The organism is Spirosoma sp. SC4-14, assembly GCF_037201965.1.
GTDB lineage: Bacteria > Bacteroidota > Bacteroidia > Cytophagales > Spirosomataceae > Spirosoma.
Genome location: NZ_CP147518.1, coordinates 6,925,257 through 6,937,222, shown reverse-complemented (window position 1 = coordinate 6,937,222; position 11,966 = coordinate 6,925,257). Strand labels below are relative to the sequence as shown.

10 protein-coding genes are annotated in these 11,966 nt (G+C 47.6%); 5 read left to right on the top strand and 5 right to left on the bottom strand.

Annotation, left to right across the window (positions count from 1 at the left end; genetic code table 11):
• Positions 1 to 114: 114 nt before the first annotated feature.
• The 3 genes from WBJ53_RS28590 to WBJ53_RS28580 all read left to right on the top strand — a co-directional run bounded on the left by WBJ53_RS28590 (position 115) and on the right by WBJ53_RS28580 (position 3,789).
• Complete coding sequence (locus WBJ53_RS28590) at positions 115 to 1,947, top strand: ABC transporter ATP-binding protein (protein ID WP_338872684.1); 1,833 nt, start codon at positions 115 to 117, stop codon at positions 1,945 to 1,947.
• A gap of 312 nt (positions 1,948 to 2,259) precedes the next feature.
• On the top strand, positions 2,260 to 3,006 hold the full coding sequence (locus WBJ53_RS28585) for a ferritin-like domain-containing protein (protein WP_338872682.1): 747 nt from the start codon (positions 2,260 to 2,262) through the stop codon (positions 3,004 to 3,006).
• A 12-nt stretch (positions 3,007 to 3,018) separates the two neighbouring features.
• Positions 3,019 to 3,789 (top strand): ferritin-like domain-containing protein, encoded by a 771-nt coding sequence (locus WBJ53_RS28580; RefSeq protein ID WP_338872680.1) that lies wholly within the window; start codon positions 3,019 to 3,021, stop codon positions 3,787 to 3,789.
• 70 nt (positions 3,790 to 3,859) lie between these two features.
• Here WBJ53_RS28580 and WBJ53_RS28575 read toward each other — a convergent pair whose 3' ends face one another.
• The 3 genes from WBJ53_RS28575 to WBJ53_RS28565 all read right to left on the bottom strand — a co-directional run bounded on the left by WBJ53_RS28575 (position 3,860) and on the right by WBJ53_RS28565 (position 8,554).
• A complete protein-coding gene (locus WBJ53_RS28575) occupies positions 3,860 to 5,293 on the bottom strand; it encodes a hypothetical protein (RefSeq protein WP_338872678.1) in 1,434 nt (477 codons plus the stop codon).
• Between the two features lie 263 nt (positions 5,294 to 5,556).
• Positions 5,557 to 7,263 (bottom strand): amidohydrolase, encoded by a 1,707-nt coding sequence (locus tag WBJ53_RS28570; protein ID WP_338872676.1) that lies wholly within the window; start codon positions 7,261 to 7,263, stop codon positions 5,557 to 5,559.
• Between the two features lie 100 nt (positions 7,264 to 7,363).
• Positions 7,364 to 8,554 carry an outer membrane beta-barrel protein gene (locus tag WBJ53_RS28565; protein ID WP_338872674.1) on the bottom strand — a complete coding sequence of 397 codons (1,191 nt, stop codon included), beginning with the start codon at positions 8,552 to 8,554 and terminating at the stop codon, positions 7,364 to 7,366.
• A 214-nt stretch (positions 8,555 to 8,768) separates the two neighbouring features.
• Here WBJ53_RS28565 and WBJ53_RS28560 point away from each other — a divergent pair, with 214 nt between their 5' ends.
• Together WBJ53_RS28560 and WBJ53_RS28555 are read left to right on the top strand one after the other, a co-directional pair.
• Positions 8,769 to 9,989, top strand: a complete 1,221-nt coding sequence (locus tag WBJ53_RS28560) for an NADP-dependent isocitrate dehydrogenase (protein ID WP_338872672.1) — start codon at positions 8,769 to 8,771, stop codon at positions 9,987 to 9,989.
• 181 nt (positions 9,990 to 10,170) lie between these two features.
• A complete protein-coding gene (locus WBJ53_RS28555; protein ID WP_338872670.1) occupies positions 10,171 to 10,578 on the top strand; it encodes a Dabb family protein in 408 nt (135 codons plus the stop codon).
• Between the two features lie 87 nt (positions 10,579 to 10,665).
• On the opposite strand, the gene WBJ53_RS28550 is transcribed toward WBJ53_RS28555, so the two are convergent.
• Together WBJ53_RS28550 and WBJ53_RS28545 are read right to left on the bottom strand one after the other, a co-directional pair.
• The gene (locus WBJ53_RS28550) at positions 10,666 to 11,250 is read right to left on the bottom strand and encodes a Uma2 family endonuclease (protein ID WP_338872668.1); all 585 of its coding nucleotides are present in this window, start codon (positions 11,248 to 11,250) and stop codon (positions 10,666 to 10,668) included.
• Positions 11,251 to 11,358: 108 nt separating this feature from the next.
• Positions 11,359 to 11,946 (bottom strand): YcxB family protein, encoded by a 588-nt coding sequence (locus tag WBJ53_RS28545; RefSeq protein WP_338872666.1) that lies wholly within the window; start codon positions 11,944 to 11,946, stop codon positions 11,359 to 11,361.
• Between the last annotated feature and the right edge of the window lie 20 nt (positions 11,947 to 11,966).

Genomic DNA, 11,966 nt, shown 5'->3' with positions numbered 1-11,966 from the left:
CTGACTGACTTTGATTTCCCTGCTTTTGAAAAACGCTTCTTTGAAGCGAAGTAAATCAAAGTCAGTCAGCTAAATCCCACAAATCCCGGTTCAGACGGTATCTTTGCATGACCAATGAAAACATACATTCGATTACTCTCCTTTGCCAGACCACTGAGTCGCTTTCTGACGCCTTTTGTGCTGACGTCGCTGATTGCCAGTGTGTTTGGTGTTTTGAATTTTACGTTGCTCATCCCACTTTTGAGCATCCTGTTCGATCAGGTGAATCCGGCTGAAATGCAAAAATTCCTGAATCAGCCGCCACCTTCGTTCGCTACTTCACCTACCGGACTTTTCAATTACTACTTCGCACGAGTTTTTCAGGAGTACGGTAAAATTGGTACGCTACAGTTCGTTTGTATTGTAATTGTGTTGTCGGTGTTGTTCAGCAATCTGTTCAAATACCTGTCGGTACGTCAGTTAGAGTCGTTTAAGGCGCGGATGGTTGCTAAACTTCGGGAAACGGTATTTGACAAAACCCTGCATCTACACCTGGGATTCTTCTCGAATGAACGGAAAGGAAATCTCATTTCGCGCATCACAACCGACGTCCAGGAAGTCGAAAATTCAATTGCCAATACGCTCTCGGCAGCCTCTAAAGAGTTTTTTCTGTTGATTGGCTACATCGTTGCCCTGCTGAGCATTTCGGTGAAGCTGACCCTGTTTGCTATCATCGTTATTCCAATTTCGGGTGGTTTTATTGCTACACTCGTTCGGCGGATGAAACGCGATGCGCAGGAGGGCCAGCAGCGATTAAGCAGTCTGGTTAGTTTGTTCGACGAAACATTTGGTGGAATGCGCGTTGTGAAGGGATTTGTAGCCGAAGGCTTCATACTCGATAAATTTCGTCGCGAAAACGAAGGGTACCGGCAGGCAGTACGGTCGCTGGCGAATCGTCGCGAACTGGCGTCGCCATTTTCGGAAGTGATGGGTGTGGCCGTTGTAGCGGGTATTCTTCTCTATGGCGGTTCGCTGGTGCTAAGCGGTCAGTCCGATCTGACGGCGGCTGAGTTTATTTCCTATATCGCTATTTTTTCGCAGGTCACGCGTCCGGCCAAAGATATTTCCAATGCCTTTAGTGGATCGCAGCGGGGCGTAGCCTCGGGCGAGCGTGTTCTGGAATTGATTGATACCCAACCGGCTGTTCAAAATAAACCAGGAGCCAGAACGCTAAGTGGTTTTCAGCAAGAGATTCGGGTCAGAAATGTTTCCTTTGCCTATAATGCCGACACCTCTGTATTGCAAAACATCAGTTTCGATCTGTCGAAAGGAAAAACAATTGCCTTAGTTGGCGCATCGGGCGGAGGTAAATCGACGATTGCCGACCTGATTCCTCGTTTTTATGATCCAACAGCCGGGCAGATACTGATTGATGGCATCGATCTGCGCGATTGTACAATGGAGTCGCTACGGGCGCAAATGGGCATTGTTACCCAGGAGAGCATTCTATTTAACGATACAATTTTCAATAACATCGCTTTTGGGAATGCGGCTACCGAAACCGACGTAATGGAAGCGGCCCGCATTGCCAATGCGCACGATTTTATTATGGCTCAGCCCAATGGTTATCAGACCATTATTGGTGATCGGGGCGGAAAACTGTCGGGTGGGCAGCGGCAACGAATCAGCATTGCCCGTGCTATTCTGAAAAACCCGCCCATCCTGATTCTGGACGAAGCTACGTCGGCGCTCGATACCGAGTCGGAAAAATTGGTGCAGGAAGCCTTAACCCGGCTGATGACTAACCGAACAACCCTGGTCATTGCCCACCGACTGAGCACTATTCAACATGCCGACGAAATTCTGGTTGTGAATCAGGGTCGAATTGTTGAGCGGGGACGACACGATGAATTGCTGACATTGGACGAAGGATTCTATCGGAAGTTAAGCACCATGCAAAGTGTGTGAGCTGTTTGTTTAAAACACGTAACGTATGTATTAGCCCGATTGTCTAAGCAACATATCGGGCTAAATTGTTTAAAACTTTTACCGGAAACGGCCCGGCTACAAGTAAAATAGGTACTTTATTTAGATACGTTGTAACTATTTCTTTTTGAGGCAATATGCTTATTAAGCGGTCGTTTTTGGCCCGTTAAATCAGATCTGATCAATATAGCTATAAAACAATAGAAAATAAAAATCCATTGAGGGGGTTTGTGCGTAGTTAATGATGTTATCCGACGTACGGAAAACAACTCCACTAAACAATTAATATACTCAATGGAAAAACTACCAAAAGACCCAACGGTGATCCCACAGGGTTTTACCGGTAAAGCTTCGGCAGCTTTAGGGCGCCGGGTATTTCTGCGTTATCTGGGCGCTACTGCAGCAGCAGGCGTTGCATTAAATGCCTGCAAAAGCGAAATCGCTGAACCGCTGGCAACTGGCTCGGCTCGGGCTGGCGAAGCCATAGACCTTGGCGATATTGGTTCAAAAGACGTTAACGTATTGAACTATGCGTATGCGCTCGAACAACTGGAAGCGGCTTTCTACACCCACGTAGTTATGAACCCATACATGGGCATGAATGGCTACGAAAAAGCTATTCTGATGGACATTCGCGACCATGAAATTGCTCACCGCGAATTGTTCAAAGCTGCGTTGGGTAGTGCTGCCATTCCGGGGCTGACCCCAAATTTCAGCAGCATTAATTTTAACAGCCGCGAGTCTGTTTTAGGAACAGCCCGTGTGTTCGAGGCCGTTGGTGTATCGGCCTACAATGGTGCCGGTAAGTATATTACCACGCCCGATTATTTGGTGCTGGCTGGCAAGATTGTTTCTGTAGAGGCTCGTCACACGGCCATTATTAGTGAAATGCTACATCCCCAAACCATGTCATTTGCGGGCGACGATATCGTGGCTGCTGCTTCGGGGCTTGGGGAGGCTCGTATGCCTGAAGAGGTGCTGGCACTGGTTCGGCCTTATGTTCAGGAAATTATCAATGGTAAAAACGGCGGGCACGCATAAACACTAACAGCCATGAATCTACAAAACATACTAAACGAAATTGAAAAGGTAGATGCTGACGTATTCGAACGGCTTGACCATGTTTCGCGTCGTCACGTTTTCCATAATTTTCTAAAGAAGGCGGTTACGGGTGTAGCGCCTGTGGCCTTCGGAGCCATCCTCAATAAAGCGTATGCCCAGAGCAGCACGGTAACCGATGTGCTCAACTTTGCGCTAACGCTCGAATATCTGGAGGCTGAGTTTTATAACATAGGTTTGGCGTCGCCCGGTTTAATTACCGGTATGGAAGGCTGGAACACATTTCAGCAAATTGCCAAACACGAAAATGCGCACGTAGCCCTGTTGAAAACGGCGTTGGGTGGTGCGGCTATCTCGAAGCCAAAATTTGACTTCTCGGCAAAAGGTGCGTACCCCGATACGTTCTCGAACTACAAAACCTTTATGGCGCTGTCGCAGGCATTTGAAGATACGGGTGTGCGGGCCTATAAAGGACAGGCTGCCAATCTGATGAGTGCCCCCGATATTCTGACTGTAGCACTGCAAATTCACTCTGTAGAGGCAATGCATGCTGCTAAAGTTCGCTATCTGGGCGGTAGCCGTGGATGGATTATGGGGGCTATGGGTATGCCATCGGCCGTTTATGCCGGTGAGGACATGCGGGTTCAGGGTGGCGTTGATGTTGTAAATCTGACAGGCCTGGGTACAGAACAGGTAACAGGTGCCTTTGATGAACCACTGACCAAAGAGCAGGTGTTGGCAATTGCAACGCCATTCTTAGCGTAGAACAAGTGGAGTAGGTAGTTTGGGTAGTTGGTTATCAGATGGTCTGATTAATCAACTACCCTTTTTGTTTTTAGGGCCGTGTGGCCGTAATACTTCGTAATCGCATCATTGAGCCTTGTTCCAGATTATTCTGCGGATTGAGCAGGCAAATCTGATTGATAACGCCCTCCCAGCCGGTTTGGCCTCCTAGTGTAACTTCATAGGTTCGAAACTGCCCGTCGCCAATAATGGGGAAATCGATATAACGCTCGGGTATGTCGTAGAAATCGATATCATCCGGCCGTCGCCAGACTAGCCTGGCCTGGGTCGCTCTGGTCGTAAAAGCTGCCTGAATATAGATTTTCGGCAAATCGGTTGCTCGCCAGAAAACCAGTGGACTACTAACCCGGAAATTGGCTTTGGTGGTGTCGAATCGTTGCCAGCGAACAGCCAGCTCGTTTTGAATGGGCCAGCCTGTATCCCGGGCGTTGTAGTAGTACCAACCTAATCGGTCGTTGGTAAACCGATAGTTAGGCACCGTAGCGGGCCTTGGCTGGCTGTATGCAAACTGCCGAATGTCGTCTAAAGACCCCAGTATAAGCGTGTATTCGTACTCATATTGCCCATTGTAGTCGATCAGAAGAAATGGGCTGCTGTTCATATAGTTGCTCTCAATATCAAATTCGCCCCCAATCCGTTTTGCGGCCGGATACCCATTGGTTTGAAACCGAAATTCGCTGGGTTTATAAAGTCCCAGCCCTCTGCCCTGAGCATTGAGAATGGCCACCCAGTTTTCGGTTCCGTAACGAGGAGTCGCTTCAACGTTGGTGTTTTCGGAGACGGCAGCGTTCGTAAAAGGCTGCATACCAACGTAAGAAACCAGGCGATACCAGGGCGCATTGACATTGATACAGGGCGTTTCCTGCGTTCGGGCTTCATATTGAGTTGTATCCCGTCGGATAACCGTAGTGCGGCTGCGAACATGAACGGTGTTATCTTTTAAGGTCATCCAGTGTTCCATTATACAGTCGGCGGGCTCGTCGAAAAGAGGCCAGATCAGCGGTACGCTTTTTACATAAAGCTGATTTTGCGTCTGCTGATAACTGACAATACGCCCTGGATGGTTATAGTAATCGCCGGTCTGAACGGGATTCCAGCCCAGATTTCGCCAGTTATAAACGGGATCTTTGCCGTTTACCGAGTACGGGTAGGGCCCGGCATAGAGTGAGGTCTGAAGCTGGCGGCCAAGGTCATAATTGTTAATCATGTTTACGGAACTGTTCGCTTCCGACAGGTAGGTCATGGCGCCCCCCATATTCAGGTCGATGCCCAGCTTGACTTTATCGTTTGAGATATACAGTCGTTTTTCGGCGGGAAGCGGATATTTGGCGGGGTCTACGCTCGGGTCGTTTGGGTTGGAAGGCGGAGTATATGGCGCCGTTGAAGGATAATCGCGCGTGCAACTGGCAATCAGCAGGCCAATCACTGCCCATAATGCGTAACGGCTAAAGGAGGTATGAGCCATAAGATCATCGGAAAAACGAATTAGTCAAAAATATCAGGCCCCTTTTCGTTTTCCAACTATACTTATCTACTGACCTGCTATTCTGATTCTGAAAAACTGTTTGCGTTAGCGGTTGGGCGCAGGCGGAGACGATCCTCAACCGTCAAATCGCACTGATTCGAACAAGTATGTTTCGAATGATACAGTAACCAGCAACAAAAAAGCGATGGATAGTCCATCGCTTTTGATAAAGGGAAAATGCAGTAAACCGGGTGTTTGCCGTATTATTCGGTACGCGACGATGATACTTTAGCGGCCGACGATTTATCCTTTTCGAGTTGTTTCTTAACGGCTTCCCGCTGATCGTCGCGAACGGTTGGGTAGGTGATGCCTAACTGTTCCAGATAGGTTTTATACTTCGACGGATCGTAGTAGAATGGCTCCAGCTTCGGCTTGAACTCAGTCATTATTTTTTTGTTCAGGTAGATGGCTGGCTGTTCTTTTGGCGAAATCAACGGCTCATACTTAATATCTTTTGTCTGCTCATCTTTGTAATACACCCAGGCTTCTTTAATAATTTCGGGTTTCATCAGCAGATCGATCAGCGTCATGGCTTCGGCTTTGGCGCCATACACAACGCCTTTGTGAGCAATAGGCGTTGCCATCGAAATAGCATTGGCCCAGTGGTGGCCCGGTAAGCCCGGAATATTGCTCGGATAGCGCAGCACAATGGTTGGCAGCGACCACGAAATGTCGGCAATATCGTCGGAACCACCCCCCATTGGTGTCATGGCCTGACCACCCATCATAACCACCGGAGCCGATGATGTTGGCATTCCCATCGAGTCCAGCTTTGTAGCTAAGCCATTGATTCGGGGAGCCTGCAATTCAATCTGCGAAGCTCGGGCCAGCAACTGATCTTCTTCTGTCCAGGTTGGCAACCCTACTTTCTTGATGTTTTCGTAGGCTGCCGCTGCAATAACCCGATTGGTATGGACGGGCCAGGCCGAGCCCAGAATTTCGTAGCTAACCTTCGTATCGGTCATCATGGCAGCACCTTCGGCAATTTTCACGCCCGTTTCGAAGAGTTTCTTGATTTTAGGATAGGTCCGCTCGCGGAAGTAGTACCAAACGGAGGCTTTCGATGGTACTACGTTGGGTTGGTCGCCACCGTCCGATACGACGTAGTGCGAGCGCTGCGTTAATTCGAGGTGTTCGCGACGGAAGTTCCAGCCGACGTTCATCAGCTCTACAGCATCCAGCGCACTTCGTCCGCGCCAGGGCGCACCGGCTGCGTGGGCTGCCTGTCCTTCGAAGTTGAATTTTACAGAAACCAGGCCATTGTTCCCATTGTCGCCCCACGATACGCCCAGGTTATTGCCAACGTGAGTGAAAATACAGGCATCTACATTTTTGAAATAGCCATCACGTACATAGAACGCTTTGGTACCAACAAGTTCTTCGGCAACACCTGGCCATAGCATGAGCGTGCCGGGAATTTTTTCGCGTTCCATCAGTTTTTTCACCGCCAGCACCGCCACAATGTTCAGTGCCTGACCGGAGTTGTGTCCTTCGCCGTGGCCAGGGGCCCCGTCAACGATTGGGTCTTTGTAGGCCACGCCGGGTTTCTGGCTGGCTTTCGGAATACAGTCGATATCGGAACCGATGGCGATGAGTGGTTTACCCGATCCCCAGGTGGCGATCCATGCAGTTGGAATACCGGCTATTCCTTTCTGTACAGTAAATCCTTCTTTTTCGAGCAGGCCCGTCAGGTATTTAAATGACTCCTCTTCCTGGAAACCCAGTTCGGCAAAGCTGAACAGCATGTCGTTGATTTGCTGCGCCATATCTTTGTTGGCTTCAACCGATGCAACGGCCTCCTGCTTTAGTTTTTCGATTTTGTCGCCCGACTTGGCTGCTTTTTTCGACTGCCCAAAAAGTAAGGCAGGAAGCAGGAGTAGAGCAACTACTAATTTTGTACAGTTTTTCATTGGGAATGCCAAATTTTATAGGGTATGATTGGGTAGTACCTCATAAAAATACGGCAAAATATTGATGTGGTAAATTATTTACTACAAAAAATCGCCAGCTTTATTTATGCTTGGCAAGTGGAATATGTAGGGTGGCCTGAAAGGATCGTGAGGTCGCCGTACGGGTTACGCCATCCAGTACTAAATGAGGCATTGTGCGAAGTTCAAAATAAAAATGACGTTTCTTTTTTAAGGTGAAATCTAATCCTATACCGGCTATATAGCCAATGCCAATGTTTGTTTTATTCAGGATAGGAATATCGTCATTATGTAGGTTCAGGTTAGTATCGGAGTACTTACCATGTACCGATGTTGATAAGGTAGGCACAATTCCGGCTTTTAAATACCAGCGGATAGCTTTATTAATGCATATATAACGGGCTGTAATGGGCAAGGCAATATAAGTTTCATTGAATGTATACAGCCGATTGCCTTGTGCTGTAGGGTCGAGTGGGTTAGTAAGAGGAACTGAGCGACTTCCTTTATACCAACTGGCTAACAGTTCTATGCCTGGTGAGAGCCGTTTTTGGGGTGCAACTGTAAAAAAGCCTCCCAGGGCTACTGCATACATTGAGCTAAATTTTCCGAAAGGGTTGTAATAGACTGTGTTTAGCTTATCCGTGTGGCCATATACCCAACTGTTTTCAACAGCACTAACCGATATGCCGGCTTCATAGCGAAAAACCTTTCTTTGTCGAGGCACCGATTGCGCTGGCCTGACGCATTCATTATAGGCTTTGATGATACGTTCAAGTTTACTGGTAGCAATATAAAAAGTCTGAGGATTTAGTAATTGTTTGAATTTAGGGTCTGAGCATTCTGTCAGATGCCTGGCTAACATGAGTAATGACAGGTTTCCGCGCAATGGCACGAATGTTTTATCGGGTAAACGAATGGCATGAGTCAAGTGATTTTCTGCTTTTTGTAAGCTATAGAGGCCAATGTAGCCATCGACTTGCTCACGCATAAAATACGTAGATACTTTCCCTTCTTCGGTGATCCGAACACTCACACGGTTCGTACCATCCGAATAATAGCTGATGAGTTGTTGGGGGGAATAAGGTTGCGCACTGGCCGACTGCCCAGGCCGGAATTCGATTAGCTGATTGCTGCGTTCCCGAACCTGCCCTGCAATGGTATCGCCGGAAGCCAGTACGATGTAGCCATCCGTAAAAAATAATTGTGAATAGGCATAATGAGAAAGGCCATAGAGCAAAAAGAAACTAGTAAGTATTCGTTTGAAAGGTTGCATGGTGGATGAATCATAAAATTCTGACACTAGTACATTTTTTGATAATAAGTGTACCAAGCTATGAAAAATGGCTTGTACTTGATAAACAAATGCCGTGACCAGCAAAAGGACGCAGTCTATATTTCACCTGTTGTCCCTAATTCACTACTTTTGCGCCGGGTCGCGGGGCGGCCAGTTTTTGTATCGTTTTCAATCGTTTATATACCCAAGTCCAATGGAAAAAATTAAGGTAGCGAATCCGGTTGTCGAACTGGATGGCGACGAAATGACCCGCATCATCTGGAAATTCATCAAAGACAAGCTGATTCTGCCCTACGTTGATGTTGACATTAAATATTATGACCTCGGCATCGAATACCGCGACGAGACCAATGATCAGGTAACGATCGACGCGGCCAATGCCATTAAAGAGTACGGTGTTGGTATCAAATGTGCCACCATCACCCCCGACGAAGCACGCGTTGAAGAGTTCGGTCTGAAACAGATGTGGAAATCGCCAAACGGCACCATTCGGAACATTCTGGACGGTACGGTTTTCCGGGAGCCAATCGTGATGAGCAATGTGCCACGGCTGGTCGTGAACTGGAAAGCACCAATCATTGTCGGTCGTCATGCCTTTGGTGATCAGTATCGCGCTACCGATTTTGTGGTGCCCGGCAAAGGTAAACTGACCATGAAGTTCGAAGGCGAAGACGGCACCGTGCAGGAATATGAAGTGTTCAACTTCAAAGGTCCGGGTGTGGCAATGGGTATGTACAACGTCGATGAGTCGATCAAAGGCTTTGCGCGTTCGTGCTTTAATGTAGCCCTGCAAAAAGGCTGGCCGTTGTATCTGTCGACCAAAAATACGATCCTGAAAAAATACGACGGGCGTTTCAAAGACATCTTCCAGGAAATTTACGATACCGAGTTCAAAGGCCAGGTTCACTACGAACACCGCCTGATCGACGACATGGTGGCTTCGGCGCTGAAGTGGGAAGGTAACTTCGTATGGGCGTGTAAGAACTACGACGGCGACGTTCAGTCGGATACAGTTGCCCAGGGCTTTGGTTCGCTGGGTTTGATGACGTCGGTACTGCTAACGCCCGACGGTAACACGATGGAGGCCGAAGCGGCTCACGGAACCGTTACACGTCACTACCGCGAATACCAGAAAGGTAACAAAACATCGACCAACCCAATTGCTTCAATCTATGCCTGGACACGTGGTCTGGCGTTCCGGGGTAAACTGGATGGCAATCAGGAACTGATCGATTTTGCCAATGCGCTCGAAGCCGTTTGCGTAGAAACCGTAGAAAGCGGCAAAATGACGAAAGACCTGGCTATTTCGGCGTTCCCGGATGTGAAGAATCTGGTTGCTGGCGAGCACTACCTCTATACCGAAGATTTCCTCGAAGCGCTGAACGAAAACCTGAAGGCGAAGCTGTCGAAGTAATCTGAATTAGTCTGAACCGCCAGGCCGCCTGGCGGTTCAGACGTATAGTAGGGTATCACTTTTATTTTCTTTGTTCCTAAACGCTATAGATTTATGAAACCTTCATGCTGGCACAAGCTCCTCAAGGCATGAATGCTGGTTTCCAAACGCCCCCTTTGGGGTTGGGGTGCTTTTTATGCAGATGAAACATATTCTTACTCTTGTGGCTCTGGTTTTGCTCTCGGTCACTACGTATGCTCACACGCTTAATGGCGATCCGCCCGTAAAATCCATGAAAAACAATGTTGTGAAGCACATTGTGCTCTTTAAATTTAAACCCGAAACTACGCCCGAAAAGGTTAAAGAAATTGTAGCCGCGTTTGAAGCGCTTCCTTCGAAAATCAAAGAAATTAAAGGGTTTGAATGGGGAACAAACAACAGCCCCGAAAACCATGCGCATGGCCTGACCCACGCATTCATTCTAACATTCGATTCAGAGAAAGACCGGGACGCCTATCTGCCCCATCCGGCCCATAAAGAGTTCGGTAAAGTGGTTGGCCCCTGGATCAGTGAACTAACCGTTGTTGACTTTACGAATCAGGCAAAGTAAGCCAGATTGCCTTTGCCTGGAATGAACAAAAAACGGAGAAAGGATATAGCCTCGCTATATCCTTTCTCCGTTTTTGAGGCAGTTTCGTCAGTAAGTTAAAACTTCCTGTATGTTTAGTGTAAAGCCAAGAAGCACGTTTTCGCCTGAAAGCGTTTCAGTGAATAGTTTTGTTTCGGGCTCTATCCCTGGTCGATAAATAGTTGTTGCCTGAGTTTGTGGGTCAACTAGCCAGCCGAGCCTCACGCCGTTCTGAACCCATTTTTGCATTTTTGCCTGCAGTTCTTTTAAATTGTCTGATTCGGATCGGACCTCAATAACGAAGTCAGGGCAAACATGGGCAAATTTTTTTAATTCTTCGGATGTTACGCTCATGAGCCGCTCTTTGCTCACCCAGCCGACATCGGGCACTCGCATTGACGAATCTGGCAGGGTATAACCGCCATTTGATTCTGATGTGCGACCTGCTTTAGTTTGACGATTCCAATTGCGGACTTCTCCAAAAAGTTCGCCACTTGTAAAACTGCTTTCTAATCCAGTGGGAGGCATAACAATAATGTGGCCTGTTTCATCACGCTCTATACGCAATTCGGGATTCGCTAAACAGAACGCATACAGTTCATCATCCGAAAAGACGTTCAGATTGGGCGGTATGGTCAGTGTAATAGCCTGCATAGGTGGTTGATATTTTACCAAATATACTAAAAAAGGGCAGTTAAGACGAAGCACTTTGGGGGGCTTCTGGTCTTAACTGCCCTAATGGCAATAGTGAATAGTGAGTGTCTACTTCACCGCTTCGGCTGGTACTGCGCTTTCGGGCAGGTATCCTTTCCGCCGAAGAATGGCATCCATAAACCGCAGGTCGTGCTCGCTGTTGAAAATGGAATAGGGTAAGTAAATAAACTGAGCCTTCGCCAGTCCTTTGGTTACGGTTTTGGCAATCCAGTTGGCCTTTACGTTTTTTAATGCTTCGGTATTGTTCAGAAAGAGAAGATACGCTTCTTTCTCTTTCGAAACCTCACTGATCTGATCCCATTTCAGTATACCGCCTTCTTTTACGTTAATGCGCATTAGAATCTGGCGGCTGTCGATCTCGTAGATGTACTTCTGAAAAAGAGCCTTACTCTGCTCCATTTGCGCAATACCCGTAATCTGAACGGCCCAGAAAAGGGCATACAGAATGGTTAGCAGCACAACAACAATATAAATCCAGTAATTTGGGTAAATGCCTGTCAGGCTTAGCACAACATTCAGAATAATAAGACCCAATGGCAAAAATCCCCACTTCCAGTTATCTCTTATCCACTGCCGCAACGCGATATTAATGTACGTTTTCTGGTCTAATGCGTATTTTTTAGTTTTAACAATCATAGTACTGCCAACGGCCAAGC